At 65.0% G+C, this 24,136-nt stretch carries 34 protein-coding genes; 33 read left to right on the top strand and 1 reads right to left on the bottom strand.

Annotated features, from left to right (window positions below; all coding sequences use genetic code 11):
- The first annotated feature begins 35 nt into the window (after positions 1 to 35).
- The 33 genes from fusA (at position 36) to ACPV3N_RS05480 (ending at position 23,423) form a co-directional block, all read left to right on the top strand.
- Positions 36 to 2,129 (top strand): elongation factor G, encoded by a 2,094-nt coding sequence (gene fusA, locus ACPV3N_RS05640; protein WP_440115567.1) that lies wholly within the window; start codon positions 36 to 38, stop codon positions 2,127 to 2,129.
- Positions 2,130 to 2,223: 94 nt separating this feature from the next.
- Positions 2,224 to 3,399 carry an elongation factor Tu gene (gene tuf / locus ACPV3N_RS05635; protein WP_440115565.1) on the top strand — a complete coding sequence of 392 codons (1,176 nt, stop codon included), beginning with the start codon at positions 2,224 to 2,226 and terminating at the stop codon, positions 3,397 to 3,399.
- 319 nt (positions 3,400 to 3,718) lie between these two features.
- On the top strand, positions 3,719 to 4,030 hold the full coding sequence (gene rpsJ / locus ACPV3N_RS05630) for a 30S ribosomal protein S10 (protein WP_034905023.1): 312 nt from the start codon (positions 3,719 to 3,721) through the stop codon (positions 4,028 to 4,030).
- A 184-nt stretch (positions 4,031 to 4,214) separates the two neighbouring features.
- Positions 4,215 to 5,102 carry a 50S ribosomal protein L3 gene (gene rplC / locus ACPV3N_RS05625; RefSeq protein ID WP_440115562.1) on the top strand — a complete coding sequence of 296 codons (888 nt, stop codon included), beginning with the start codon at positions 4,215 to 4,217 and terminating at the stop codon, positions 5,100 to 5,102.
- A 3-nt stretch (positions 5,103 to 5,105) separates the two neighbouring features.
- Positions 5,106 to 5,729, top strand: a complete 624-nt coding sequence (gene rplD, locus ACPV3N_RS05620) for a 50S ribosomal protein L4 (protein ID WP_440115560.1) — start codon at positions 5,106 to 5,108, stop codon at positions 5,727 to 5,729.
- On the top strand, positions 5,722 to 6,036 hold the full coding sequence (locus tag ACPV3N_RS05615) for a 50S ribosomal protein L23 (RefSeq protein ID WP_440115558.1): 315 nt from the start codon (positions 5,722 to 5,724) through the stop codon (positions 6,034 to 6,036). The genes rplD and ACPV3N_RS05615 overlap by 8 nt, the downstream gene beginning before the upstream one ends.
- A gap of 4 nt (positions 6,037 to 6,040) precedes the next feature.
- Positions 6,041 to 6,877: a 50S ribosomal protein L2 gene (gene rplB / locus ACPV3N_RS05610; RefSeq protein ID WP_259962011.1), complete on the top strand. Its 837-nt coding sequence runs from the start codon at positions 6,041 to 6,043 to the stop codon at positions 6,875 to 6,877.
- A 5-nt stretch (positions 6,878 to 6,882) separates the two neighbouring features.
- Positions 6,883 to 7,158: a 30S ribosomal protein S19 gene (rpsS, locus tag ACPV3N_RS05605; protein ID WP_440115556.1), complete on the top strand. Its 276-nt coding sequence runs from the start codon at positions 6,883 to 6,885 to the stop codon at positions 7,156 to 7,158.
- Positions 7,158 to 7,535, top strand: coding sequence for a 50S ribosomal protein L22 (gene rplV, locus ACPV3N_RS05600; RefSeq protein ID WP_259962010.1), 378 nt, complete (start codon positions 7,158 to 7,160; stop codon positions 7,533 to 7,535). Before rpsS ends, rplV begins: the two co-directional genes overlap by 1 nt.
- 3 nt (positions 7,536 to 7,538) lie before the next feature.
- Positions 7,539 to 8,243, top strand: coding sequence for a 30S ribosomal protein S3 (rpsC, locus tag ACPV3N_RS05595; protein WP_259962009.1), 705 nt, complete (start codon positions 7,539 to 7,541; stop codon positions 8,241 to 8,243).
- 15 nt (positions 8,244 to 8,258) lie between these two features.
- On the top strand, positions 8,259 to 8,693 hold the full coding sequence (gene rplP / locus ACPV3N_RS05590) for a 50S ribosomal protein L16 (RefSeq protein ID WP_440115553.1): 435 nt from the start codon (positions 8,259 to 8,261) through the stop codon (positions 8,691 to 8,693).
- Positions 8,693 to 8,944, top strand: coding sequence for a 50S ribosomal protein L29 (gene rpmC, locus ACPV3N_RS05585; protein ID WP_440115551.1), 252 nt, complete (start codon positions 8,693 to 8,695; stop codon positions 8,942 to 8,944). Before rplP ends, rpmC begins: the two co-directional genes overlap by 1 nt.
- An 11-nt stretch (positions 8,945 to 8,955) precedes the next feature.
- Positions 8,956 to 9,246 (top strand): 30S ribosomal protein S17, encoded by a 291-nt coding sequence (gene rpsQ, locus ACPV3N_RS05580; protein WP_440115549.1) that lies wholly within the window; start codon positions 8,956 to 8,958, stop codon positions 9,244 to 9,246.
- 59 nt (positions 9,247 to 9,305) lie between these two features.
- Complete coding sequence (gene rplN, locus ACPV3N_RS05575; RefSeq protein ID WP_057884052.1) at positions 9,306 to 9,674, top strand: 50S ribosomal protein L14; 369 nt, start codon at positions 9,306 to 9,308, stop codon at positions 9,672 to 9,674.
- Entirely contained in the window at positions 9,674 to 9,997 is a 324-nt protein-coding gene (rplX, locus tag ACPV3N_RS05570; RefSeq protein ID WP_440115547.1) for a 50S ribosomal protein L24, read from the top strand. Before rplN ends, rplX begins: the two co-directional genes overlap by 1 nt.
- Positions 9,990 to 10,580, top strand: a complete 591-nt coding sequence (gene rplE, locus ACPV3N_RS05565) for a 50S ribosomal protein L5 (protein WP_440115545.1) — start codon at positions 9,990 to 9,992, stop codon at positions 10,578 to 10,580. The genes rplX and rplE overlap by 8 nt, the downstream gene beginning before the upstream one ends.
- A 29-nt stretch (positions 10,581 to 10,609) precedes the next feature.
- Positions 10,610 to 10,915, top strand: a complete 306-nt coding sequence (gene rpsN / locus ACPV3N_RS05560; RefSeq protein ID WP_067677501.1) for a 30S ribosomal protein S14 — start codon at positions 10,610 to 10,612, stop codon at positions 10,913 to 10,915.
- An 11-nt stretch (positions 10,916 to 10,926) separates the two neighbouring features.
- Positions 10,927 to 11,322, top strand: coding sequence for a 30S ribosomal protein S8 (gene rpsH / locus ACPV3N_RS05555; protein ID WP_259962003.1), 396 nt, complete (start codon positions 10,927 to 10,929; stop codon positions 11,320 to 11,322).
- The gene (gene rplF / locus ACPV3N_RS05550) at positions 11,322 to 11,855 is read left to right on the top strand and encodes a 50S ribosomal protein L6 (RefSeq protein WP_440115542.1); all 534 of its coding nucleotides are present in this window, start codon (positions 11,322 to 11,324) and stop codon (positions 11,853 to 11,855) included. Before rpsH ends, rplF begins: the two co-directional genes overlap by 1 nt.
- Before the next feature lies 1 nt (position 11,856).
- Positions 11,857 to 12,201: a 50S ribosomal protein L18 gene (gene rplR, locus ACPV3N_RS05545; protein ID WP_440115540.1), complete on the top strand. Its 345-nt coding sequence runs from the start codon at positions 11,857 to 11,859 to the stop codon at positions 12,199 to 12,201.
- Between the two features lie 2 nt (positions 12,202 to 12,203).
- The gene (gene rpsE, locus ACPV3N_RS05540; RefSeq protein WP_440115538.1) at positions 12,204 to 12,986 is read left to right on the top strand and encodes a 30S ribosomal protein S5; all 783 of its coding nucleotides are present in this window, start codon (positions 12,204 to 12,206) and stop codon (positions 12,984 to 12,986) included.
- A gap of 5 nt (positions 12,987 to 12,991) precedes the next feature.
- Positions 12,992 to 13,168, top strand: a complete 177-nt coding sequence (gene rpmD, locus ACPV3N_RS05535; RefSeq protein ID WP_440115536.1) for a 50S ribosomal protein L30 — start codon at positions 12,992 to 12,994, stop codon at positions 13,166 to 13,168.
- Positions 13,169 to 13,238: 70 nt separating this feature from the next.
- Positions 13,239 to 13,763: a 50S ribosomal protein L15 gene (gene rplO / locus ACPV3N_RS05530; RefSeq protein WP_440115534.1), complete on the top strand. Its 525-nt coding sequence runs from the start codon at positions 13,239 to 13,241 to the stop codon at positions 13,761 to 13,763.
- A gap of 114 nt (positions 13,764 to 13,877) precedes the next feature.
- Positions 13,878 to 15,242 (top strand): preprotein translocase subunit SecY, encoded by a 1,365-nt coding sequence (gene secY / locus ACPV3N_RS05525; RefSeq protein WP_440115532.1) that lies wholly within the window; start codon positions 13,878 to 13,880, stop codon positions 15,240 to 15,242.
- Positions 15,243 to 15,271: 29 nt separating this feature from the next.
- Entirely contained in the window at positions 15,272 to 15,919 is a 648-nt protein-coding gene (locus tag ACPV3N_RS05520) for an adenylate kinase (protein ID WP_440115530.1), read from the top strand.
- A gap of 56 nt (positions 15,920 to 15,975) precedes the next feature.
- Complete coding sequence (locus tag ACPV3N_RS05515; RefSeq protein ID WP_440115528.1) at positions 15,976 to 16,662, top strand: SRPBCC family protein; 687 nt, start codon at positions 15,976 to 15,978, stop codon at positions 16,660 to 16,662.
- A 304-nt stretch (positions 16,663 to 16,966) separates the two neighbouring features.
- Positions 16,967 to 17,335, top strand: coding sequence for a 30S ribosomal protein S13 (gene rpsM / locus ACPV3N_RS05510; protein WP_259961994.1), 369 nt, complete (start codon positions 16,967 to 16,969; stop codon positions 17,333 to 17,335).
- Between the two features lie 55 nt (positions 17,336 to 17,390).
- Positions 17,391 to 17,780, top strand: coding sequence for a 30S ribosomal protein S11 (gene rpsK / locus ACPV3N_RS05505; RefSeq protein WP_047820301.1), 390 nt, complete (start codon positions 17,391 to 17,393; stop codon positions 17,778 to 17,780).
- Positions 17,781 to 17,881: 101 nt separating this feature from the next.
- Positions 17,882 to 18,934, top strand: coding sequence for a DNA-directed RNA polymerase subunit alpha (locus ACPV3N_RS05500; RefSeq protein WP_440115525.1), 1,053 nt, complete (start codon positions 17,882 to 17,884; stop codon positions 18,932 to 18,934).
- Between the two features lie 127 nt (positions 18,935 to 19,061).
- Positions 19,062 to 19,487, top strand: a complete 426-nt coding sequence (gene rplQ, locus ACPV3N_RS05495; RefSeq protein WP_440115523.1) for a 50S ribosomal protein L17 — start codon at positions 19,062 to 19,064, stop codon at positions 19,485 to 19,487.
- A gap of 137 nt (positions 19,488 to 19,624) precedes the next feature.
- Entirely contained in the window at positions 19,625 to 21,805 is a 2,181-nt protein-coding gene (locus ACPV3N_RS05490) for a prolyl oligopeptidase family serine peptidase (RefSeq protein ID WP_440115521.1), read from the top strand.
- Positions 21,806 to 21,952: 147 nt separating this feature from the next.
- Positions 21,953 to 22,555 (top strand): hypothetical protein, encoded by a 603-nt coding sequence (locus tag ACPV3N_RS05485; protein WP_440115519.1) that lies wholly within the window; start codon positions 21,953 to 21,955, stop codon positions 22,553 to 22,555.
- A gap of 118 nt (positions 22,556 to 22,673) precedes the next feature.
- Positions 22,674 to 23,423, top strand: a complete 750-nt coding sequence (locus ACPV3N_RS05480; RefSeq protein ID WP_440115517.1) for a hypothetical protein — start codon at positions 22,674 to 22,676, stop codon at positions 23,421 to 23,423.
- Positions 23,424 to 23,432: 9 nt separating this feature from the next.
- On the opposite strand, the gene ACPV3N_RS05475 is transcribed toward ACPV3N_RS05480, so the two are convergent.
- Positions 23,433 to 24,044 carry a trimeric intracellular cation channel family protein gene (locus ACPV3N_RS05475; RefSeq protein WP_440115515.1) on the bottom strand — a complete coding sequence of 204 codons (612 nt, stop codon included), beginning with the start codon at positions 24,042 to 24,044 and terminating at the stop codon, positions 23,433 to 23,435.
- Between the last annotated feature and the right edge of the window lie 92 nt (positions 24,045 to 24,136).

Raw genomic sequence — 24,136 nt, 5'->3', positions numbered from 1 at the left:
GCGGGGCCGCCCCCTGACTACCCGAGGAATTTCAAATGGCCCGCGAATATCCGCTGGAGCGCTACCGCAACATCGGCATCATGGCGCACATCGATGCCGGCAAGACCACCACGACCGAACGCATCCTCTACTACACCGGCAAGTCCTACAAGATCGGCGAAGTCCACGACGGCGCCGCCACCATGGACTGGATGGAGCAGGAGCAGGAACGCGGCATCACCATCACCTCGGCGGCGACCACGACCTTCTGGTCGGCCGACGACGGCAAGGGTGAAAAGCACCGCATCAACATCATCGACACCCCCGGGCACGTCGACTTCACCATCGAGGTCGAGCGCTCCCTGCGCGTCCTCGACGGCGCGGTCGCGGTGTTCGACGGCGTCGCGGGCGTGGAGCCCCAGTCCGAGACCGTCTGGCGCCAGGCCGACAAGTACGGCGTTCCGCGGATGTGCTTCATCAACAAGCTCGACCGCACCGGCGCGGACTTCTACTACTGCGTCCAGTCGATCATCGACCGTCTCGGCGCGGTGCCGCTGGTGCTGTACCTGCCGATCGGCATGGAAAGCAGCCTCAAGGGCGTCGTCGACCTCGTCAACAACCGCGGCATCGTCTGGAAGGACGAGAGCCTCGGCGCCGAGTTCGAATACGTCGACATTCCCGAGGACATGGCCGACAAGGCCGCCGAATACCGCGAGAAGCTGATCGAGACCGTCGTCGAGCAGGACGACGATGTCATGGAAGCCTACCTCGAAGGCGAGATGCCCGATGTGGCGACGATCAAGCGGCTTATCCGCAAGGGCACCATGGCGCGCGACTTCGTGCCGGTCACCTGCGGTTCGGCGTTCAAGAACAAGGGCGTCCAGCCCCTGCTCGACGCGGTCGTCGACTACATGCCGAGCCCGCTCGACGTGCCGGCGATCAAGGGCGTGCTGCCCGATACCGACACCGAGGAAACGCGCCCGTCGTCCGACGACGCGCCGTTCTCGGCGCTGGCGTTCAAGATCATGAACGATCCGTTCGTCGGCAGCCTCACCTTCACCCGCATCTATTCGGGCAAGCTCTCGAAGGGGCAGGTCCTGAACTCGGTGAAGGACAAGAAGGAAAAGATCGGCCGCATGCTGCTGATGCACTCGAACAACCGCGAGGACATCGAAGAGGCATTCGCGGGCGACATCGTCGCGCTGGCGGGGATGAAGGACACCACCACCGGTGATACCCTGTGCGATCCGGCCAAGCCGATCATCCTCGAGCGGATGGAATTCCCCGAGCCGGTCATCGAGCTGTCGGTGGAACCCAAGACCAAGGCCGACCAGGAAAAGATGGGCATCGCGCTCAATCGTCTTGCGCAGGAGGACCCGTCCTTCCGCGTGTCGACCGACCACGAGAGCGGCCAGACGATCATCAAGGGCATGGGCGAGCTTCACCTCGACATTCTCGTCGATCGCATGAAGCGCGAGTTCAAGGTCGAGGCCAATGTCGGCGCGCCGCAGGTGGCGTACCGTGAGTACCTCGCGAAGCCGGTGGACGTGGACTACACCCACAAGAAGCAGTCGGGTGGTTCGGGCCAGTTCGGCCGCGTGAAGATCAAGGTCACGCCGGGCGAGCGCGGTCAGGGCTTCGTCTTCGAGGACAACATCAAGGGCGGCAACATCCCGAAGGAGTACATCCCGGCGATCGAGAAGGGGCTGCGCGAGCAGGCCGAGAGCGGTTACCTGGTGGGCTTCCCGATCATCGACTTCACCGTCGAACTCTATGACGGTGCGTACCACGACGTCGACTCGAGCGCGATCGCGTTCGAGATCGCCGGTCGCGGCGCGATGCGCGAAGTCGCGCAGAAGTCGGGGATCAAGCTGCTCGAGCCGATCATGAAGGTCGAGGTCGTTACCCCAGAGGATTACCTCGGCGACGTCATCGGCGACCTCAACAGCCGCCGCGGCCAGATCCAGGGCACCGACACCCGCGGCAACGCGCAGGCGGTCGAGGCCTTCGTGCCGCTCGCGAACATGTTCGGGTACGTCAACGAGCTGCGCTCGTTCACCCAGGGCCGCGCCCAGTACACGATGCAGTTCAGCCACTACGACGAGGTCCCGGCAAACGTCGCGGCCGAGGTCAAGGAGAAGCTTGCCTAAGAAAGGGCGAGCGTCTAGGGGCGGCGCCTGATTCACCGGGTGCCGCCCGCAGGCTTGGTGAAATTCAATTTCAGACAGAGGTTAGAGAGTCACAATGGCTAAGGAAAAATTCCAGCGGAACAAGCCGCACTGCAACATCGGCACCATCGGTCACGTCGACCACGGCAAGACCACGCTGACGGCGGCAATCACCAAGGTGCTCGGCGCGCCGGTCGACTTCGCGAACATCGACAAGGCGCCCGAAGAGCGTGAGCGCGGCATCACCATCTCGACCGCACACGTCGAGTACGAAACCGATGCGCGTCACTATGCGCACGTCGACTGCCCGGGTCACGCCGACTACGTGAAGAACATGATCACCGGTGCCGCCCAGATGGACGGCGCGATCCTGGTCGTGAACGCCGCCGACGGCCCGATGCCGCAGACCCGCGAGCACATCCTTCTCGCCCGTCAGGTCGGCGTGCCGGCGCTGGTCGTCTATATGAACAAGGTCGACCAGGTCGACGACGAGGAAATCCTCGAACTGGTCGAGCTCGAAGTGCGCGAGCTGCTCAGCTCGTACGACTTCGACGGCGACAACATTCCCATCGTCAAGGGTTCGGCCCTGGCTGCCCTCGAGGGCCGCGACGACGAGATCGGCGCCAACTCGATCATGGAACTCATGAAGGCGGTCGACGAGCACATTCCGCAGCCGGAACGTCCGGTCGACAAGCCGTTCCTGATGCCGATCGAAGACGTGTTCTCGATCTCGGGCCGCGGCACCGTCGTGACCGGCCGCGTCGAGTCGGGCGTGGTCAATGTTGGTGACGAAGTCGAGATCATCGGCATCCGCGACACGCAGAAGACCACGGTCACCGGCGTCGAGATGTTCCGCAAGCTGCTGGATCGCGGCGAAGCGGGCGACAACATCGGCGCGCTGATCCGCGGCATCGGCCGTGAAGACGTCGAGCGCGGTCAGGTTCTCGCGAAGCCGGGTTCGGTTACCCCGCATACCGATTTCGAGGCCGAGGTTTACGTGCTGTCGAAGGACGAAGGCGGCCGTCACACGCCGTTCTTCGCCAACTATCGCCCGCAGTTCTACTTCCGCACCACCGACGTGACCGGTGAGGTCGTCCTCCCCGAGGGCACCGAGATGGTCATGCCCGGCGACAACGTGACGATCGGCGTGAAGCTGATCGCACCGATCGCCATGGACGAAGGCCTGCGCTTCGCGATCCGCGAAGGCGGCCGCACCGTCGGCTCGGGCGTTGTCTCGAAGATCACCAAGTAATCTTGGCGATCTGACCAGGTTCGGGCCCGGTCCTCATCGCGAGGATCGGGCCCTTTCCTTTGGGGCGGGGCGGCCGGTTATCCGGTCTCGACGGATTGTTGCCGGACTGCGCAATTACCCCGATTCTGGGGGTTGCACGGAACCCGCGTCGCCCGTATAGGCCCGCCCACAGACGGAGATTCGTCTCCGGAAAACGAATTCAGGGAAGGTCGCCCGTTCCGGGAAACCGGGTTCACGCGGGCCAGGCCTTTCTTTTTTTGCGGGCCGAAGCCGGTGAACGGCGACGGTTCGCTAGGCTCTTTCGCATCGGTAGTAGGACATGGAAGCCCAGAACATTCGCATTCGCCTCAAGGCGTTTGATCACCGCGTACTCGACCAGGCAACCGGCGAGATCGCGGACACCGCCCGCCGTACCGGCGCGCTGATCCGGGGTCCCATTCCTCTTCCGACGCGCATCGAGAAGTTCACCGTGAACCGCGGCCCGCACATCGACAAGAAGTCGCGCGAGCAGTTCGAGGTGCGCACTTACAAGCGGCTGCTCGACATCGTGCAGCCCAATGCCCAGACCGTGGACGCGCTCATGAAGCTCGACCTGGCCGCGGGCGTGAACGTCGAGATCAAGCTCGCTTGATCTCGGTGCGGAGCCCAAAGGCTCCGCGGACAAGGGATACCTCCGGCGATCCGCCGGGCAGCGTCCCCCGTCTCGCCTCTTCTTCCCTGAAGAGGCACTTTGGCCCGGACGGGGCGATGCATGACAATCTGGGCCGAGCACGCACCGGGGATGGTCTCCGGTGCCTCTGTAAGGAGAACGGATCATGCGCTCCGGCGTGATCGCAAAGAAAGTCGGGATGACCCGCCTGTTCCAGGAGGACGGGCGTCACGTTCCCGTCACCGTCCTGTCGCTGGAAGACTGCCAGGTCGTATCGCACCGCACGTCCGACCGTGACGGCTACTATGCCGTCCAGCTCGGCGCGGGCGAGGCCAAGCACAAGAACGTCAACAAGCCGCAGCGCGAAGCCTTCGCGAAGGCTGACGTCGGTCTGAAGATGCGCGTCGCGGAATTCCGCGTCGACGGCGAGGACGGGTTGATCCCCGTGGGCTCGACCATCTCGGCCGAGCACTTCGTCGCCGGGCAGAAGGTCGACATCACCGGCCACACGCAGGGCAAGGGCTTTGCCGGCGCGATGAAGCGCTGGGGCTTCGGCGGTCTGCGCGCGACGCACGGCGTCTCGCTCTCCCACCGCTCGCACGGCTCGACCGGTAACCGCCAGGATCCGGGCCGCGTGTTCAAGAACAAGAAGATGGCCGGCCACATGGGCGACCGTCAGCGGACGCAGCAGAACCTCGAGATCGTTCGCACCGACGCGACGCGCGGCCTGCTCTTCGTGAAGGGCTCGGTCCCGGGCTCGAAGAACGGGTGGTTGCTGGTTCGCGATGCCGTCAAGCTCGCCGCCCCCGAAGGCCTGCCGTTCCCCGGCGCGATCCTCGAAAAGAAGAGTACTGCTCCCGAGCACGAGGAAGCGGCTGCCGGCATGGTCGAAAGCGCGGCCGAGCACGAAGTGCACGAGCAGGTCGACGCCGAGCAGCAGGCGCAGCTCCTCAAAGAGCAGCAGGCCGGTGCCGGTGACGAGACGACTCCGGCCGTCAGCGCAACCCCCGAGAACGGCGACACCGCCGGCTCGGACGAAAACAAGGAGGGCTGATCCGTGAAGGTGAAGGTCCAGAAACTCGACGGCAAGGCCTCGGGCGACATCGAGCTGAACGATGCCGTCTTCGGCGTGGAGCCGCGGCAGGACATCCTGCACCGCGTCGTCACCTGGCAGCTGTGGAATCGCCGCGCGACCGGGCGTCCGACCCGCGAGCGCAGCGACGTTGCGCGTACCGGCAAGAAGTTCGGCCGCCAGAAGGGTGGCGGCACGGCTCGCCACGGCGATCGCGCTGCCCCGATCTTCATCGGCGGCGGCAAGGCGCACGGTGCCAAGAAGCGCGACTTCAACATCTCGCTGAACAAGAAGATCCGTGCTCTCGGCATGAAGATGGCGCTCTCGAGCAAGGCCAAGGACGGTCTCGTGATCGTCGACAGCCTCGAGCTCAAGGATGCCAAGACCAAGGCCCTCGCCACCCAGTTCGGCAAGAACGGCTGGAGCGGCAAGGTCCTGGTGATCGACGGCGACGCGGTCGAGGGTTCGTTCGCGAAGGCTGCGGGCAACCTGCCGGGCGTCAACGTCCTGCCGGCCGTGGGCGCGAACGTCTACGACATCCTGAAGCACGACACGCTGGTCCTCACCAAGGCCGCGGTCGAGAAACTGGAGGCGCGCTTCAATGGCTAAGTCTGCAAAGGCGGTCGACGCGCGTCACTACGACGTGATCGTCGCCCCCCACATCACCGAAAAGTCGACCCTGGCGAGCGAGCACAACGCGGTTGTGTTCAAGGTCGCGGGCGACGCGACGAAGAGCCAGATCAAGGAGGCCGTCGAGGCCATCTACGATCGCAAGGTGGCGAAGGTGAACACCATCGTCGTCAAGGGCAAGACGAAGCGCTGGAAGGGCAAGCCCTACACGCGCACCGACATGAAGAAGGCGATCGTGACGCTGGCCGAGGGCCAGGACTCGATCGACGTCACGAGCGGGATCTGAGGCCATGGCACTCAAGAATTACAAGCCGACCAGTCCGGCCCGTCGCGGCCTGATCCTGGTCGACAAGTCCGCCCTTCACAAGGGCAAGCCGGTCAAGGCGCTTACCGAAGGCAAGCGCAAGACCGGCGGGCGCAACAACAAGGGCCACGTGACCTCGCGCGGGATCGCCGGCGGCCACAAGCAGAAGTACCGCTACATCGACTTCAAGCGTCGCAAGTGGGACATGCCGGCCACCGTCGAGCGCATGGAGTACGATCCCAACCGGACCGCCTTCATCGCGCTGGTGAAATACGAGGACGGCGAACTCGCCTACATCCTCGCGCCCCAGCGTCTCGCGGTCGGCGATCAGGTCGTCGCGGGCGAGAAGGTCGACACCAAGCCTGGCAACGCGATGCTGCTCGGCCAGATGCCGGTCGGCACGATCTGCCACAACGTCGAGATGAAGCCGGGCAAGGGCGGCCAGATCGCCCGTTCGGCGGGCACCTACGTCCAGATCGTCGGTCGCGACCGCGGCATGGTGATCGTGCGGCTCAACAGCGGCGAGCAGCGTTACCTGCGCGCCGACTGCATGGGCACCGTGGGCGCGGTGTCGAACCCCGACAACCAGAACCAGAACTTCGCCAAGGCCGGCCGCACTCGCTGGAAGGGCAAGCGTCCGCTGACCCGTGGCGTCGCGAAGAACCCGGTCGATCACCCGCACGGCGGCGGTGAAGGCCGCACCTCGGGCGGCCGCCACCCGGTTACCCCGTGGGGCAAGCCGACCAAGGGTGCCCGCACCCGCCATAACAAGGCGACGGACAAGATGATCATCCGTTCGCGTCACGCCAAGAAGAAGAGGTAATCGAGATGGCTCGTTCCGTCTGGAAAGGTCCGTTCGTCGACCTCCACCTGCTGAAGAAGGCCGAGGACGCGCAGGAGAAGAACGCGCGCGGTGCGATCAAGACCTGGTCGCGGCGCTCGACGATCCTGCCGCAGTTCGTGGGCCTCACGTTCAGCGTCTACAACGGCCAGAAGTTCATTCCGGTCTCCGTCAACGAAGACATGGTCGGCCACAAGCTCGGCGAATTCGCGCCCACGCGCAGCTTCCCGGGCCACGCCGCCGACAAGAAGGGCAAGCGCTGATGGGCAAGGCAAAAGCTCCCCGCCGCGTGGGCGACAACGAGGCGCTGGCCGTCGGCACCACGATCCGTGGTTCGGCGCAGAAGCTCAACCTCGTTGCCGGCCTGATCCGCGGCAAGAAGGCCGAAGAGGCGATGAACATCCTCGCCTTCTCGAAGAAGGCGATGGCCCGCGACGCATCGAAGGTGCTCGCGAGCGCGATCGCCAACGCCGAGAACAACCACAACCTCGACGTCGACGCGCTCGTCGTCGCCGAGGCGTCGGTCGGCAAGTCGGTTACCATGAAGCGCTTCCACACGCGTGGTCGCGGCAAATCGACCCGCATCCTCAAGCCGTTCAGCCGGCTGCGGATCGTGGTTCGCGAAAGCGAGGAGGCCTAAGTCATGGGTCACAAGAGCAACCCGATCGGCCTGCGCCTGCAGATCAACCGGACCTGGGACAGCCGCTGGTACGCCGAAGGGCGCGACTATGCCAAGCTGCTCAGCGAGGACATCGAGATCCGCAAGTACATCGTCGATAACCTGCCGCAGGCGGCGATCTCCAAGGTCGTAATCGAGCGCCCGGCGAAGCTGTGCCGCGTGTCGATCTATGCCGCCCGTCCGGGCGTCATCATCGGCAAGAAGGGCGCCGACATCGAGAAGCTTCGCGCCAAGCTCGCGACGATGACCGAGAGCGAGGTGAAGCTGAACATCGTCGAGATCCGCAAGCCGGAAATCGACGCCAAGCTCGTCGCCCAGGGCATTGCCGACCAGCTGGTCCGCCGCGTGGCGTTCCGCCGGGCGATGAAGCGCGCGATGCAGTCCGCCATGCGCCTGGGTGCAGAGGGCATCAAGGTGATGTGCGGTGGCCGGCTCGGCGGCGCCGAGATCGCTCGCGTCGAGCAGTACCGCGAGGGCCGCGTTCCGCTGCACACGCTGCGCGCGAACGTCGACTATGCCGAGGCCGAGGCGCTGACCGCCTACGGCGTGATCGGCATCAAGGTGTGGATCTTCAAGGGCGAGATTCTCGGCCACGATCCGACCGCGCAGGACCGGCTCATGATGGAGGCCCAAACTTCGGGCGTCCGTCCCGCCGGCGACCGCCGCTAAGGGTGAGCTAAGACAATGCTGCAACCGAAAAAGACCAAGTTCCGCAAGGCCTTCAAGGGCCGGATCAAGGGCGAAGCGAAGGGCGGTACCGACCTGAACTTCGGTTCCTACGGACTGAAGGCGCTCGAGCCCGAGCGGGTCACCGCTCGCCAGATCGAAGCCGCTCGCCGTGCGATCACGCGCCACATCAAGCGCCAGGGGCGCTTGTGGATCCGCGTGTTCCCCGACGTGCCGGTGTCGAAGAAGCCGGCCGAGGTTCGCCAGGGCAAGGGCAAGGGTTCGATCGAGTACTGGGCCGCGCGCGTGAAGCCGGGCCGGATCCTGTTCGAGCTCGACGGCGTTCCTGGTCCGCTCGCTGCCGAGGCGTTCAGCCGCGCGGCCATGAAGCTGCCGATCAAGACCAAGGTCGTTGCCCGCCTGGGCGACACCAGCCACCTGGGAGCCGAATGATGGCAAAGGCCGCAACCAAGAAGCCCGCCAAGGCCGACGCCGGCAACGCCAAGGCCGCCGACATGCGCACCAAGACCGACGACCAGCTCTCCGAGCAGCTCGTCGACCTCAAGCGCGAGGCGTTCAACCTGCGGTTCCAGGCCGCGACCAACCAGCTGGAGCGCCCCGCGCGCATCCGCGAGGTGCGTCGCGACATCGCCCGCATCAAGACGCTGCAGAACGAGCGCACCCGCTCGGCCGAAGCGAAGTAAGGATTAGAGATATGCCCAAGCGTATCCTCACCGGGACGGTCGTTTCCGACAAGACCGACAAGACCGTGACCGTGCTGGTCGAGCGCAAGGTGAAGCACCCGCTCTACGGCAAGATCATCCGTCGTTCGAAGAAGTACCACGCCCACGACGAGGGCAACGAGTACCATCCGGGCGACGTCGTGCGGATCGAGGAGACCCGCCCGATCTCGAAGACCAAGACCTGGGCCGTGAAGGACAGGGTCGTGGCGGGCGGCGTGCAGGCGGTGGAAGCCGACCTCGACGTCGAAGCCGCGAGCAACTGATTTAGACTGAGGAACTGCCGGACTGGTTCCGGCAAGCCGAACGAGAAGGAACCGGATCGATGATCCAGATGCAATCCAATCTCGACGTCGCGGACAACAGCGGCGCCAAGCGCGTCCAGTGCATCAAGGTACTGGGCGGCTCCAAGCGCCGGACTGCCGGCGTCGGCGACGTCATCGTCGTGTCCGTCAAGGAGGCGCAGCCGCGCACCCGCGTCAAGAAGGGCGACGTTCACCGCGCGGTGATCGTGCGCACCAAGAAGGACGTGCGCCGTCCCGACGGCAGCGTGATCCGCTTCGACAGCAATGCCGCGGTGCTAGTGAACAAGAATGAGGAGCCGATCGGCACCCGAATCTTCGGCCCCGTCGTGCGCGAACTGCGCGGTCGCGGCTTCATGAAGATCATCAGCCTCGCTCCGGAGGTGCTGTGATGGCCGCCGCCAAGATCAAGAAGGGCGACAGCGTCGTCGTGCTCTCGGGCAAGGACAAGGGCCGCACCGGCACCGTCCAGGCCGTGATGCCGAAGGACGGCAAGGTTCTCGTTGACGGGATCAACGTGATCGTCCGTCACCGCAAGCCCACGCAGACGAACCCGCAGGGCGGCATCGACCGCACGCCGGCGCCGCTGCACATCTCGAAGGTGGCGCTCGCCGATCCGAAGGACGGCAAGCCGACTCGCGTCCGGTTCGAGACGAACAAGGACGGCCGCAAGGTCCGCGTCGCCGTCAAGTCCGGGGAGACGATCGATGGCTGACAAGAGCTACACGCCGCGTCTAAAGGCCAAGTACGAAGCCGAGATCGCCAAGGCGATGACGGAGAAGTTTGGCTACAAGAACGCGCTCGAGGTGCCCCGGATCGAGAAGATCACGCTCAACATGGGCGTGGGCGAGGCGAGCCAGGACAAGAAGAAGGTCCAGACCGCGGCCGAGGAAATGGCGCTCATCGCCGGTCAGAAGCCGGTGATCACCAAGGCGAAGAAGTCGATCGCCCAGTTCAAGCTGCGCGAGGGCATGCCGATCGGTGCGAAGGTGACCCTTCGCCGCGAGCGGATGTACGAATTCCTCGACCGTCTGGTGACGATCGCCATGCCGCGCATTCGCGACTTCCGCGGTCTGAACCCGAAGAGCTTCGACGGGCGCGGCAATTACGCGATGGGCCTGAAGGAGCAGATCATCTTTCCGGAAATCTCGTACGACAAGATCGAGAAGGTCCGGGGAATGGACATCATCGTCACAACCACCGCGAAGACCGACGACGAGGCGCGCGAGCTGCTGCGCCTGTTCGGTTTCCCGTTCCCCCGCGAAGATGCTGCTGAAGAGCAGCAGGCCGCGGCGTGACCAAGAATTGAGGAAGAGAGCTTAAGTCCATGGCGAAACTGAGTTCCATCAACAAGAACGAGCGGCGCAAGAAGCTCGTGAAGAAGTACGCGGGCAAGTACGCCCGGCTGAAGGCCATTGCCGACGACGAGTCGAAGGACGATGGCGAGCGCTTGATTGCGCGCCTGAAGCTGGCGGAAATCCCGCGTAACGCGAACCCGACCAGGGTCCGCAACCGCTGTTCCACCACCGGCCGCCCGCGCGGCTATTATCGCAAGTTCGGCCTTTGCCGCGTCGAGCTCCGGGACCTTGGCAACAAGGGCATGATCCCGGGTCTCACGAAGTCGAGCTGGTGAGGATCTGACAGATGGCTATGACCGATCCCCTGGGTGACATGCTCACCCGCATCCGCAACGGCCAGCAGGCGAAGAAGGATTCCGTCCTGACGCCGGCGAGCAAGCTGCGTGCGAACGTTCTCGAAGTGCTCCAGCGCGAAGGCTACATCCGTGGCTACAGCGACGACGCTTCGGGCAAGCACCCGCAGCTGCGGATCGAACTGAAGTATTTCGAAGGCGAGCCCGCGATCAAGCACGTGGCTCGCGTCTCCAAGCCTGGCCGCCGCGTTTACTCGGGTTCGAAGGAACTTCCGGTGGTGCGCAATGGCCTCGGCATCACCATCGTCTCGACGCCGAAGGGCGTGCTTTCCGATGCGGAAGCCCGTTCGCAGAACGTCGGCGGCGAAGTGCTGGCGGAGGTGTTCTGATGAGCCGCATCGGCAAGAAGCCGGTCGTGATCCCCAGCGGGGTCACCGCCGACATCAACGACGGCACGCTCACCGTAAAGGGCCCCAAAGGCACCCTTTCGATGGGTCTGTCGGACAACGTGACCTACACGCTCGAAGACGGCGCGATCTCGATCAAGCCCGCCAACGACACGCGGACCGCCCGCAACTTCTGGGGCATGCAGCGTACGCTGGTTTCGAACCTGGTCGAAGGGGTGACCGAGGGCTTCACCAAGACGCTTCTCATCAAGGGCGTCGGCTACCGCGCGCAGGCGCAGGGCAAGAAGCTCAAGCTGCAGCTTGGCTACTCGCACGACGTCGACCTCGACGTGCCCGACGGTCTCGAGGTGAAGACGCCGGACCAGACCACGGTCGAGGTGTCGGGCATCGACAAGCAGGCCGTGGGCCAGTTCGCCGCAGAGATCCGCCGCTGGCGCAAACCCGAACCCTACAAGGGCAAGGGCATCGCCTATCGCGGCGAGTACATCTTCCGCAAGGAAGGGAAGAAGAAGTAAGATGGCAAAGCTTTCCCTCTTCGAGCGCCGCCGCCGCCGCGTGCGCACCGCGATCAAGTCGCGTGCTGGCGATCGGCCCCGCCTGTCGGTGCACCGTACCGGCAAGCACATCTACGCGCAGATCATCGACGACGCCGCCGGCAAGACCGTTGCCGCGGCGAGCACGCTGGGCAGCAAGACCAGCGGTGCGAACGTCGATGCCGCCGCGCAGGTGGGCAAGGACATCGCCGCCGCCGCCAAGAAGGCCGGCGTTTCCACCGTCGTGTTCGATCGCGGCGGTTTCCTGTTCCACGGCCGCGTCAAGGCGTTGGCCGACGCCGCCCGCGAAGGCGGGCTGGAGTTCTGATGATGGCTGACGAAAACAACACCAACGAAGCGACGGCAGAGACCCAAAACGCGGTCAAGCTCGAGCAGCCGGCGATTGCCGACACCCCGTCGGAAGCTGCCGAGACGCAGAGCCAGGAAAGCGGCGATCCGGTTCAGCCGCGTGGCCGCGGTGCCCGTGGCGGCGACCGCGGTGGCCGGGGCGGCCGCGAAGGTGGCGGCCGTGGCCGTGGCCGGGGCGACCGCCGCGACAACCGGCGCGAGGAAGAAGACGACGGCATCATCGAGAAGCTGGTCCACATCAACCGCGTTTCGAAGACGGTGAAGGGCGGCAAGCGCTTCGGCTTCGCGGCGCTGGTTGTCGTGGGCGACGGCTCGGGCCGGGTCGGCTTCGGTCATGGCAAGGCGCGCGAAGTGCCCGAAGCCATCACCAAGGCGACTGCTTCCGCCAAGAAGAAGATGATCCGCGTTCCGCTCAAGGAAGGCCGCACCCTGCATCACGACGGCAAGGGCCGCTTCGGAGCGGGCAAGGTCGCCGTGCGCAGCGCGCCTGCGGGAACCGGCATCATCGCCGGTGGTCCGATGCGCGCCGTGTTCGAGAGCCTGGGCGTGGCCGACGTCGTCACCAAGTCGGTGGGCACGTCGAACCCCTACAACATGATCCGCGCTACCTTTGCCGCGCTGCAGGACCAGACTTCGCCGAAGTCGGTCGCCCAGCGCCGCGGCAAGAAGGTCGCCGACCTGCTCGGTCGGGGCGGGGCGAGCGAGGCGGAGGCGGAAGCCGACGCCGCCGCGATCACGGAGTAATCGAGATGGCGAAGATCAAGCTCAAGCAGATCGGCAGCCCGATCCGTCGCCCGGAGAGCCAGAAGAAAATTCTGGTTGGTCTGGGCCTTGGCAAGATGCACCGCGTGGTCGAGGTCGAGGATTCGCCCGAAGTCCGCGGGGCGATCGCCAAGCTTCCCCACATGGTCGAAATCGTCGACTGACTTCCAGCTGCGTCCGGTTTACCGGGCGCAGCTTACCTAGCGCGACAAAAGCGAAAGCGAGTGCACTGACATGAAACTGAACGACATCCGCGACAACGAAGGCGCCCGCCACCGCAAGATGCGGGTTGGCCGGGGCATTGGCTCGGGCAAGGGCAAGACTTCTGGCCGCGGCCAGAAGGGCCAGAAGGCACGCTCCGGCGTTGCCATCAAGGGCTTCGAGGGTGGCCAGATGCCGCTCCACATGCGCCTGCCGAAGCGCGGCTTCAACAACCCCAACGGCAAGGACTTCGCCGAGGTGAACCTGGGTATGGTCCAGAAATTCATCGACGCCAAGAAGCTCGACGCCAAGGGCACGGTCGATCACGAAGCGCTCAAGGCTGCGGGCCTCGCGCGCGGCGGCAAGGACGGTGTCCGGCTGCTTGGCAAGGGCGAACTCACCGCCAAGGTCACCTTCAAGGTCGCCGGCGCATCCAAGGGTGCGATCGAGGCGGTTGAAAAGGCCGGCGGCAAGGTCGAGCTGATCGAGGCCGCGCGCCCCGAAGCCGAAAAGAAGGCCGAACGCGCTGCCGCGAACAAGGCCAAGAAGGCCGGCTGACTAAAAGTGCGGGCGGGGGTTCGACATCGAACCCCCTGCTACCTATGTAGCCTCCCTGTGCCGGGAGGGACACTGTGAGCTCTCTGGCGCCAAAAGGATCTGTACGGTAATCCCATGGCATCACGCGCCGACAACATCGCGAGCAGCCTCAGCCTCGCGAACTTCTCCAAGGCTACCGAGCTCAAGAACCGCATCTGGTTCACGATCGCGGCGCTGGTCGTCTTCCGTTTCCTGAGCTTCGTTCCGCTTCCGGGCGTCAATCCGCTGATCCTTGAATCGCTCTACGAACAGACGCGGGGCGGAATTCTCGACCTGTTCAACACCTTCTCGGGTGGCAGCCTCGAGCGCATGAGCCTCATCGCGCTCGGGGTGATGCCGTACATCACCGCGTCGATTGTCATCCAGCTAGCCGCTGCGCTTCACCCGTCGCTTGCCGCCTTGAAAAAGGAAGGGGCCACCGGGCGCCAGAAGCTCAACCAGTACACCCGCTACGGGACGGTGTTCCTGTGCGCCATCCAGGGCTGGTTCCTCGCCTCCGGGCTCGAGGCCTATGGCGCTTCCAGCGGTCTGCAGGCGGTGGTGATCCCGGGCCTCACCTTCCGGATCACCGCGGTGATCAGCCTGGTCGGAGGTACGATGTTCCTTCTCTGGCTGGGTGAGCAGATCACCAGCCGGGGAATCGGTAACGGCGTCTCGCTGATCATCATGGCGGGCATCGTCGCCCAGTTCCCGAGCTTCGGCGCGAACCTGTTCGAAGGAGCCCGTTCGGGGTCGATCAGCGGGTTCCTCGTCGTCGGCCTGATACTCATTCTCGTCGCCCTCGTGCTGTTCATCTGCTTCATGGAGCGGGCCCAGCGGCGGCTGCTCATCCAGTACCCCAAACGCGCCAGCGCCAAGGGCATGATGCAGGCCGATCGCAGCCATCTGCCGCTGAAGCTCAATACCGCGGGCGTGATCCCTCCGATCTTCGCCAGCTCGCTGCTGTTGCTGCCGCTGACGATCAGCCAGTTCGCGGGACAGTCGATCGATCCCGAGAGCAGCACCGGCGGGATCATCAACACGATGAACTTCTACCTCCAGCACGGGCAGCCGCTGTACCTCGCGCTTTATGCCGCAGGGATCATCTTCTTCTCGTTCTTCTACACCGCGGTGGTATTCAACCCGGAAGAGACGGCCGAGAACCTGAAGAAGAACGGCGGTTTCATTCCCGGCATTCGGCCCGGAAAGCGCACGCAGGACTATCTCGATTACGTCCTGACCCGCATCACCGTGATCGGGGCGATCTACCTGACCCTGGTCTGCGTCATCCCGGAATACATGTTCAGTCGCACCGGCATCCAGATGGTGATGGGCGGCACCAGCCTGCTGATCGTCGTGAACGTTACGGTCGACACCATCAGCCAGATCCAGTCGCACCTGCTGGCTCACCAGTACGGCGACCTCATCAAGAAGGCGAAGCTGAAGGGCCGCCTGCGCTAATCCAGACCTGACCCGAGGGGGCTCGATCCGTGAACATCATCCTGTTGGGCCCCCCGGGGGCGGGCAAGGGCACACAGGCCCAGCGTCTCGTCGAGCATCACGGCATGCGCCAGCTGTCGACCGGCGACATGCTGCGCGCCGCGGTCAAGGCCGGGACGCCCGTCGGCCTCGAAGCCAAGGCGGTGATGGAGCGCGGCGAGCTGGTCTCCGATGAGATCGTCAGCAAGCTCATCGACGCCGAACTGACCGCCATGGGCGATGGCGTCGGCGCCATCTTCGACGGCTACCCGCGGACCGAGGCGCAGGCTCACGCGCTCGACACCATCCTGGCGGGGCACGGTCGCAGCCTCGATCACGTGATCGAGCTCGAGGTCGACGAGGACGCGCTGGTCGAGCGGATCACCGGCCGGTTTACCTGCGCCAGTTGCGGCGAAGGTTATCACGACGCATTCAAGCAGCCCGCGGTGCCTGGCGTGTGCGACAAGTGCGGATCGACCGAGTTCAAGCGCCGTCCGGACGACAACGAGGAAACCGTGCGCACGCGGATGGCCGAGTACCGCGCCAAGACCGCTCCGATCCTCCCCGTTTACGAGGCTCGCGGTATCGTCAGGCGGGTCGACGGGATGAGCGACATCGGTGAGGTCACCGACGCGATAGAGACGATTCTGGCCGGGTAGCCTCTTTTCCCCCGCGGTCCGGCGTGGAATAGATGCGGGCGAGGGGGGGATCATCGATGAAGCACATGTCAGCCAACATGGCGACCCTGGTACTGGGATGCGGATTGCTCGCGGCGCCCGCGGCCGCGGGAGTCGTCGAGGCAGCGGGTGATCGGTTCGTCACCCGCGACGAAGTCGTGGTAAGAGCCGCGCCGAAGGCGGCGTGGCTGGCGTTAATTTCGCCCGGCGACTGGTGGGACGATGACCATACCTGGTCGGGCGAGGCGGCGAACATGTCGATCACGCCGCAAGGTGGGGGCTGCTTCTGCGAGCGAATTCCCGAACAGGATACCGCAGCCCGGGTCGGGCTTGCAGGAAGCGCGCAGCACATGACCGTTGTGATGGCGCAGCCAGAGAAGGTCCTGCGAATGCGGGGCGGGCTCGGTCCGCTCCAGAGCGAGCCTGCGGAGGGCGTGCTGACCATCACCATGCAATCCGATGGAAAGAGCGGGGGAACGAAGATCGTCTGGGAATATGTCGTCGGCGGTTCGATGCGCTACGACGTGGGGACGATCGCGAAGGCGGTGGACGGGGTCATGAGCCAGCAACTCGCCCGTCTTGCCGACAAGCTGGGCCGGCTAGACGTTCCGGCCGACCGGGCACCGGTGCGGCCCCCGCAGAAACCCGCTGCGGGCCAGTCGGAAGCTCCGGACCTCGACGACGTTGCCGATGCCCTCGACAGGATGGGTCGGAAGGGAGACTGACCGGCCTTCAGGGGAATGAGGAGGCTTTGACGGGCCCGCGAATGGGTGTAATGCGAAGTTTGAAGACCGCGCGGCGGGGCCTTTTCGGCTCCCGTTCCCGTTTTGCCGCGCTCCGGCATTGACGGCGCAGCCGAATCGCCCTAAGCGCGCGCTCATCCGACACATCGGGACCAGTCCGGCAGGCGCCTGCCTTCGTGCGCGCCGACCGGGCTTTTTGCCGTAAAGGCAACCTGCGTGCGTCGGGCAACCGCGATGAGATAGGGGTGGCGCCAGCCGGATGCCCCTGTGGAGCATGGAGAACTAAGTGGCTCGTATTGCCGGGGTAAACCTCCCCACCAACAAGCGCGTTATCATCGCGCTCACCTACATCCACGGTATCGGCCGCACCACGGCCGTGAAGATTGCCGACAAGCTGGGCATCGATCACACCCGCCGCGTGCAGGACCTGACCGATGCCGAGGTGCTGCAGATCCGCGAGACGATCGACGCCGAGCACCAGGTCGAGGGCGACCTGCGCCGCGAGACGGCGATGAACATCAAGCGTCTGATGGACCTCGCCAGCTACCGCGGCCTGCGCCACCGCAAGGGCCTTCCGGTCCGCGGTCAGCGCACTCACACCAACGCCCGCACCCGCAAGGGCAAGGCCAAGCCGATCGCCGGCAAGAAGAAGTAAGCCGCGCCTGCACAGGCAGCAGCTGCTCTCTTGGATCTAGGACAGGAATTTCCACATGGCACGTGAACCCCAGCGCATTCGCCGGCGTGAACGCAAGAACATCTCCAGCGGCGTGGCGCACGTCAACGCCAGCTTCAACAACACGATGATCACCATCACAGACGCGCAAGGCAATGCGATCAGCTGGTCTTCGGCCGGCATGATGGGCTTCAAGGGCAGCCGCAAGTCGACTCCCTATGCCGCCCAGGTCGCCGCCGACGATGCTGGCAAGAAGGCCGCGGAACATGGCGTCCGCACGCTCGAGGTCGAGGTCAAGGGCCCCGGCTCGGGCCGCGAGAGCGCGCTGCGCGCCCTCCAGGCCGTCGGTTTCACGATCACCTCGATCCGCGACGTGACACCGATCCCGCACAACGGGGTCCGGCCGTCGAAGCGTCGCCGCGTCTGATTGCCTGCCCGGCGGCAGGGTCGCTCCCCGCCGCCGACCTTCCAGGGATCGGACGCCTCCCGGCGCCGGTCCCATACGCATTTGAACCCCAGGGGATATCCATGGCCGTCAACACCAAGAACTGGCAGGAACTCAAGAAGCCCAATTCACTCGAGGTCAAGGACGCTGCTAAGGGCCGCAAGGCGACCTTCGTCGCCGAGCCGCTCGAGCGCGGCTTCGGCCTGACGCTCGGCAACGCGCTGCGCCGCGTACTGCTGTCGAGCCTCCAGGGTGCGGCGATCACCTCGATCAAGATCGAGAACGTGCTGCACGAATTCTCCTCGCTCGCCGGCGTGCGCGAGGACGTGACCGACATCGTGCTCAACGTGAAGCAGATCGCGCTCAAGATGGAAGGTGAAGGACCCAAGCGGCTCCAGCTTTCCGCCACCGGCCCGGGTGAAGTCACGGCCGGCGACATCGCCGTGTCGGGCGACATTGAGGTCATGAACAAGGACCTCGTGATCTGTCACCTCGACGAGGGCGCTAACCTCAACATGGAACTCACCGCGGACACCGGCAAGGGATACGTCCCCGCGGTCGGCAACCGTCCGGTCGACGCGCCGATTGGTCTGATCCCGGTCGATTCGCTCTACTCGCCGGTCCGCCAGGTCAGCTACAAGGTCGAGAATGCCCGCGTTGGCCAGGAACTCGACTTCGACAAGCTGAGTCTGACGATCGAGACCGACGGCACCGTCACCCCTGAGGACGCGGTGGCCTACGCAGCGCGCATCCTGCAGGACCAGCTCGCGCTGTTCGTCCACTTCGAGGACGGCGTGCCGGTGGCATCCAGCCCGATGATCGGCATGGCCGCTCAGCCGGAAGAAAGCGATGCCAACCAGCTCAACCGTTACCTTCTCAAGAAGGTCGACGAGCTCGAGCTGTCGGTGCGGTCGGCCAACTGCCTCAAGAACGACAACATCATCTACATCGGCGACCTGGTCCAGAAGACCGAAGCCGAGATGCTCCGCACGCCGAACTTCGGCCGCAAGAGCCTCAACGAAATCAAGGAAGTCCTGAGCTCGATGGGCCTGCGCCTTGGCATGGACATCCCGGGCTGGCCGCCGGAGAACATCGAGGAAATGGCCAAGAAGCTCGAGCAGGAACTGCTCGGCTGATAGCCGGACGGGGCATGGGCTGGACCCCTTTTTCCGGCCTGCATTGGGCTACCAGTGGGTACCCATCAAAGTACTACTTTGATGGGACCAGCTATACGGGCCCCCTACGAACGAAGGAATCCAAGTCATGCGTCACGGAATCAAGGGCCGCAAGCTTCAGCGCAAGTCCGGCCATCGCGCCGCCCTGCTGCGCAACCTTGCTGCTGCACTCGTCAAGCACGAACAGATCCTGACCACAACGCCGAAGGCGAAGGAACTGCGCCCTTACGTCGAGAAGCTGGTCACCCTTGCCAAGCGCGGTGGCCTCAGCAACCGCCGACTCGCCATGAGCCGTCTGGGCGACGAGACCCAGCTGCGGAAGCTGTTCGACGTCCTCGCGGAGCGCTATGCCGACCGTGAAGGCGGCTACACCCGCATCGTCAAGGCCGGCATCCGCGAGAGCGACGCCGCCCCGATCGCGATCATCGAGTTCGTCGACCGCGACGTTGATGCCAAGGGCCAGGATTCGGGCCCGGTGATGAACGCGGACGAGGACGAGTTCGAAGACGCCTAAGACGTCGCAACCGACCACACAAGCGAAGGGCCGGGGGGAAACCTCCGGCCCTTCCGCGTTGGGGATACGGGATCGATTGAAACCGCTCTGAAAGTGGTTACATCGGCAGGCGGGCCGCAACTTCCAGGATCCCTTGCATGACTCTTCGCCTCACCGCGCTGCTTGGCGCCGCTTCGTCGCTTGCGCTTGCCGTTCCCGCCCTTGCCGAACCGTCCGGAGCACCGATGTCCGCCCCAGCCTCCTCGCCGATCACCTATCCCGCGACCGAGCGCGGCGATACGATCGAGGCGATTTTCGGTGAAGAGATTGCAGATCCGTATCGCTGGCTCGAGGCGGACGTGCGCTCTGACGCCAAGGTGGCGAAGTGGGTTGCCGACCAGAACGCCGTCACGGAAGCCTATCTGCAGGCCCTGCCCGGACGCGACTGGTTCAAGGCGCGCATCGCCGAGCGCATGGATTACGAACGTTTCGGCCTCCCTTACAAGTTCGGCAGCCGTTATTTCTATACCCGCAACACCGGGCTCCAGAACCAGAGTCCGCTCTACGTGCAGGATGGGCTCGAAGGCGCGCGTCGGCTCCTCATTGATCCGAACGGTTGGGCCAAGGATGCAGCGACCGCGTTGAGCGACTGGCAACCTTCACCCGGCGGCAGCAAGCTGCTCTACAGCGTTCAGGACGGCGGAACCGACTGGCGGATCATCAAGGTGCTGGACGTCGACACGGGCCAGGAGACCGGCGACGAGATCCGCTGGGCCAAGTTCACCGGCCTCGCCTGGGTGGGCGAAGAGGGCTTCCTCTATTCCCGTTTCCCCGAGCCGGAAGAGGGCAAGGACTTCCAGGCGCTCAACTACAACCAGGCGATCTACTACCACGCGCTCGGCACACCGCAGAGCGAGGACCGGATGGTCTTCTCGACGCCCGATCATCCGGAACGCGGCCACTTTGCGAGCGTATCCGACGACGGCCGCTGGGCCTTTGTCACCTCGTCGACGGGAACCGACTCGCGGAACGAGCTTCAGGTCATCGACCTCACGCAGGCCGAGCAATCCGGGTGGGCATCGCGTCCGCTCATCACCGGTTTCGACAACGACTGGACGCCGATCGACACGGTCGGTTCGATCCTCTACCTCAAGACCAACGCGGACGCGCCGACCTATCGCGTCGTGAGGGTTGACCTCGCCGCCGACGAGCCGGTCTTCGAGACCATCGTCGAAGCGCGCGCCGAACCGATCGATTCCGCGTCGATCGTCGGGGACAAGCTTGTCGTCAGCTATCTCAAGGATGCCGCGAGCCGGGCCGAGCTGTTCGCACTCGACGGGGCCCCGCTCCGCACGATCGAACTCGGCGGACTCGGCACCGCCAGCGGTTTCGGCGGTCGTCCGGGTGACCCCGAGACGTTCTACGCTTTCTCGAGCTTCAATCAGCCGACCGCGATCTACCGGCTCGACCTGGCCAGTGGGGAGACGACCCCGTTCGCGACGCCCAAGCTTGCGCTCGACCCGTCGCGGTATGACGTCGGCCAGGTGTTCTATCCGTCGAAGGACGGAACGAAGATCCCGATGTTCATCGTCAAGCGCAAGGATGTGACCGGTCCTGCCCCGACCCTGCTCTATGGTTACGGCGGTTTCGACGTTTCGCTCACTCCGAGTTTCTCGGCCACGCGGATGGCATGGGTCGATGCCGGTGGGGTGTTCGCGCTGGCCAACATCCGCGGCGGCGGCGAATACGGCAAGGCCTGGCACGACGCAGGCCGGCTGAACAACAAACAGAACGTGTTCGACGACTTCGCGGCGGCCGGCGAATGGCTGAAGGCGAACGGCGTGACCTCGAGCGACGGCCTTGCGATCGAGGGCGGCTCGAATGGCGGCCTGCTTGTCGGTGCCGTGCTCAACCAGCGGCCCGATCTCGTCGACGCGGCGCGCGCCGCGGTGGGCGTGATGGACATGCTGCGGTTCGACCGCTGGACGGCCGGCCGGTACTGGGTCGACGACTACGGCTATCCGTCGAAGGAGGCCGATTTCAAGGTGCTGCGGTCCTATTCGCCGTATCACAACATTCGCTCGGGCGTCGATTATCCGGCCACCCTGGTGACTACTGCGGATACCGACGACCGCGTGGTACCGGGGCACAGCTTCAAGTACACCGCCGCGCTCCAGGCCGCGGACGCGGGCGACGAGCCCCACCTCATTCGCATCGAGACCCGTGCCGGTCACGGCAGTGGAAAACCGACCGACAAGGCCATCGCCGAAGGGGCCGACGTCCTTGCATTCCTGGCTCACTGGACGGGCCTTAAGGTGCCGGAGTCCGATGGAAATTGACCTAGCAACAAACGTGCCATGTTCAGGTTCGCGGCGCGTTAGCTGAACGAAAGCTGCATTCGCAATTCAGGCTCACCTCAAGGACGCCCCGCTACACCGGCGTTGCAAAGCAGGGGATCGTCCCTTGCAGACACTTTGAGGTGAGCCATGAAAAACATTTCGAAAGCCCTCGCCAAAGGCAGTGTTGCCACCGTCGCGGCTGGCGCGATGGCCCTCGCCTCGGCTTCTCCGGCTATGGCGCGTGATCGCGACCACGACGGGATCGATGCGGGCGATATCATTGCGGGTGCCCTTATCATCGGCGGTATCGCTGCCGTTGCGGGATCGATCGGCAAGGACCGCGGCTATCGCGGCACCTATGGCGAGCCCTACTACGGAAATGATCGCTACGGCGGCTATGGGTACGACTACAACCGGTACGGCAACTCGCGCTCGGCGGTGACGCAGTGCGTCAACACAGTGCAGCGCGACCTGCGGAGACAGGGTTTCCGCGGAGCCCGGGTAACCGACATCCGCGACATCGATCGCAAGCGCGACGGCTACCGGGTCCGCGGCACCATCGTCGTCAACGAGCGCGGAAACGGCTGGGGCCGAGACTACAACTACCGCTATGGCGGCCGCGATTATGACCATGGCCGGTTCAGCTGCGACGTTCGCTACGGCCGCGTCGTGGATCTCGACTACAGCGGCCTGAAGAACTCGAGCCGCTACGGTCACCGCTACGGGTACAACAACCGGTACGGCTGGTAATCAGGCCAATCCGAAAACAGACGGGCGGTTCAGGCTGTTGCAAGCCTGGGCCGCCTAGTCGTGCGGGGTAAGGGGCGGCGAAGTGCCGTCCATTGCGACCATGGGGTGCACACGGGTCATGAGCCATTCGTTTCGCTTAGCTTCCGCTGCGGCGCTGGCCGCCTGTGCATCGATGTCGGCAGCGCCGCTCGCGGCAATCGAAATCCCGGCGTCCAGCGGGCCTGCGGCCATCGCTGCTGCGGGCGTGTTCGACGCCGATGGCGCGAATGCCCAGAACCACCGGCGCTGGTATCGCCGGGATCGCGTTGACGCGGGTGACGTGATCGGCGCGGTCGTCGTCCTGGGCACGATCGCCGCTATCGCCAGCGCTGCCAGCAAGGCCAGCCAGCGGGATCGCGGATATCGCTATCCGCAACGCTATCCCTATCCCGACGGCGACTACCGCTACGATTATCGCAGCCGGTCCGATGAGGGCCGGTTCGGCGACGGCCGCGGCCTCGACCGCGCGGTCGACATGTGTGCCCGTGAAGTCGAGCGCAATGCGCGGATCGAAACCGTCGACGGGGCGAACCGGACCGGAACGGGGTGGGACGTGACCGGGCGCTTGCGTACGGGAGGCGCGTTCCGGTGTTCGATCGGCAACGACGGACGGATCGATGCCATCGATTACGGGAATGGGGCAATGTATCGCAGTGACGCCGACGGCGTGCCTGCGCCGGGCCAATGGGATGATGACCGCTATGCCGCCGCCCGGGCTGCGCGCGATGGCGCCCCGGCCTATCCGGGAGGACCTCTCCCTGATAGTGGCGAGATCGCAGACGACGATGACCGGTATCAGACCGCCGATGCGCCCGACTTTGCCGGCTGAGGCCGAACGTCATCCCTCGCGATAGGCGGGCAGCGCGAGCTTCCAGCGAATCGCCGCACCCCGGACCCCGAAACCGGCGATCCAGGCGATGGCCCATGTCGCCGCGTCTGGCAGTCCCGCCAGCGCTCCGGCGACCGTCAGAACTGCCGCGAGAGCAGCGGCAGTGACATAGATTTCAGGGCGCATGATGATCGAGGGAACGCCCGCGATGACGTCACGCGCTACCCCGCCGGCGCATCCGGTCACCACGCCCAGGACCGCGGCTGGAACGGGCGCGACGCCGAAAGCCATCGCCTTGGCGGTCCCCAGCACGGCAAATGCGGCAAGGCCCGCGGCGTCCGCCCATTCGAGCAACTCGTTCTCCCACCACCTCGTCGGTGTGAACCAGGCGCCCAGTGCAGTGGCGAAGATTACCGGCGCGACCCAGGGCGAATGCAGCCAGAACGCGGGCACGCCCAGCAGCATGTCGCGCAGGCTGCCCCCGCCGACCCCGGTGACCAGCGCGAAGAAGGCCATCGTGACGAACGTCTGCCGGAGCCTCGCGGCGAGAAGCGCCCCGGTCAGAGCAAAGATCGCGGTGCCGATGAGATCGAGAGCAGGGGGCAGGACAGGCGGATTCATCGCAAGGCTCCTACTCCGGGCACGGCAAGGGTGCCAGATCGGGCTCAACCCAGCGTTTAGAGCCCCGTTCTGGGCTTCGACACCTTCTGGAC

This window comes from Tsuneonella sediminis, assembly GCF_051912845.1.
Lineage (GTDB): Bacteria > Pseudomonadota > Alphaproteobacteria > Sphingomonadales > Sphingomonadaceae > Tsuneonella > Tsuneonella sediminis.
This window is presented reverse-complemented; position numbering and strand designations above follow the sequence as displayed.

Coding starts and splice junctions, on each gene's coding strand:
- fusA (WP_440115567.1), top strand. CDS start 36: ATGGCCCGCGAATATCCGCTGGAGCGCTACCGCAACATCGGCATCATG.
- tuf (WP_440115565.1), top strand. CDS start 2,224: ATGGCTAAGGAAAAATTCCAGCGGAACAAGCCGCACTGCAACATCGGC.
- rpsJ (WP_034905023.1), top strand. CDS start 3,719: ATGGAAGCCCAGAACATTCGCATTCGCCTCAAGGCGTTTGATCACCGC.
- rplC (WP_440115562.1), top strand. CDS start 4,215: ATGCGCTCCGGCGTGATCGCAAAGAAAGTCGGGATGACCCGCCTGTTC.
- ACPV3N_RS05615 (WP_440115558.1), top strand. CDS start 5,722: ATGGCTAAGTCTGCAAAGGCGGTCGACGCGCGTCACTACGACGTGATC.
- rplB (WP_259962011.1), top strand. CDS start 6,041: ATGGCACTCAAGAATTACAAGCCGACCAGTCCGGCCCGTCGCGGCCTG.
- rpsS (WP_440115556.1), top strand. CDS start 6,883: ATGGCTCGTTCCGTCTGGAAAGGTCCGTTCGTCGACCTCCACCTGCTG.
- rplV (WP_259962010.1), top strand. CDS start 7,158: ATGGGCAAGGCAAAAGCTCCCCGCCGCGTGGGCGACAACGAGGCGCTG.
- rpsC (WP_259962009.1), top strand. CDS start 7,539: ATGGGTCACAAGAGCAACCCGATCGGCCTGCGCCTGCAGATCAACCGG.
- rplP (WP_440115553.1), top strand. CDS start 8,259: ATGCTGCAACCGAAAAAGACCAAGTTCCGCAAGGCCTTCAAGGGCCGG.
- rpmC (WP_440115551.1), top strand. CDS start 8,693: ATGGCAAAGGCCGCAACCAAGAAGCCCGCCAAGGCCGACGCCGGCAAC.
- rpsQ (WP_440115549.1), top strand. CDS start 8,956: ATGCCCAAGCGTATCCTCACCGGGACGGTCGTTTCCGACAAGACCGAC.
- rplN (WP_057884052.1), top strand. CDS start 9,306: ATGATCCAGATGCAATCCAATCTCGACGTCGCGGACAACAGCGGCGCC.
- rplX (WP_440115547.1), top strand. CDS start 9,674: ATGGCCGCCGCCAAGATCAAGAAGGGCGACAGCGTCGTCGTGCTCTCG.
- rplE (WP_440115545.1), top strand. CDS start 9,990: ATGGCTGACAAGAGCTACACGCCGCGTCTAAAGGCCAAGTACGAAGCC.
- rpsN (WP_067677501.1), top strand. CDS start 10,610: ATGGCGAAACTGAGTTCCATCAACAAGAACGAGCGGCGCAAGAAGCTC.
- rpsH (WP_259962003.1), top strand. CDS start 10,927: ATGGCTATGACCGATCCCCTGGGTGACATGCTCACCCGCATCCGCAAC.
- rplF (WP_440115542.1), top strand. CDS start 11,322: ATGAGCCGCATCGGCAAGAAGCCGGTCGTGATCCCCAGCGGGGTCACC.
- rplR (WP_440115540.1), top strand. CDS start 11,857: ATGGCAAAGCTTTCCCTCTTCGAGCGCCGCCGCCGCCGCGTGCGCACC.
- rpsE (WP_440115538.1), top strand. CDS start 12,204: ATGGCTGACGAAAACAACACCAACGAAGCGACGGCAGAGACCCAAAAC.
- rpmD (WP_440115536.1), top strand. CDS start 12,992: ATGGCGAAGATCAAGCTCAAGCAGATCGGCAGCCCGATCCGTCGCCCG.
- rplO (WP_440115534.1), top strand. CDS start 13,239: ATGAAACTGAACGACATCCGCGACAACGAAGGCGCCCGCCACCGCAAG.
- secY (WP_440115532.1), top strand. CDS start 13,878: ATGGCATCACGCGCCGACAACATCGCGAGCAGCCTCAGCCTCGCGAAC.
- ACPV3N_RS05515 (WP_440115528.1), top strand. CDS start 15,976: ATGAAGCACATGTCAGCCAACATGGCGACCCTGGTACTGGGATGCGGA.
- rpsK (WP_047820301.1), top strand. CDS start 17,391: ATGGCACGTGAACCCCAGCGCATTCGCCGGCGTGAACGCAAGAACATC.
- ACPV3N_RS05500 (WP_440115525.1), top strand. CDS start 17,882: ATGGCCGTCAACACCAAGAACTGGCAGGAACTCAAGAAGCCCAATTCA.
- rplQ (WP_440115523.1), top strand. CDS start 19,062: ATGCGTCACGGAATCAAGGGCCGCAAGCTTCAGCGCAAGTCCGGCCAT.
- ACPV3N_RS05490 (WP_440115521.1), top strand. CDS start 19,625: ATGACTCTTCGCCTCACCGCGCTGCTTGGCGCCGCTTCGTCGCTTGCG.
- ACPV3N_RS05485 (WP_440115519.1), top strand. CDS start 21,953: ATGAAAAACATTTCGAAAGCCCTCGCCAAAGGCAGTGTTGCCACCGTC.
- ACPV3N_RS05480 (WP_440115517.1), top strand. CDS start 22,674: ATGAGCCATTCGTTTCGCTTAGCTTCCGCTGCGGCGCTGGCCGCCTGT.
- ACPV3N_RS05475 (WP_440115515.1), bottom strand. CDS start 24,044: ATGAATCCGCCTGTCCTGCCCCCTGCTCTCGATCTCATCGGCACCGCG.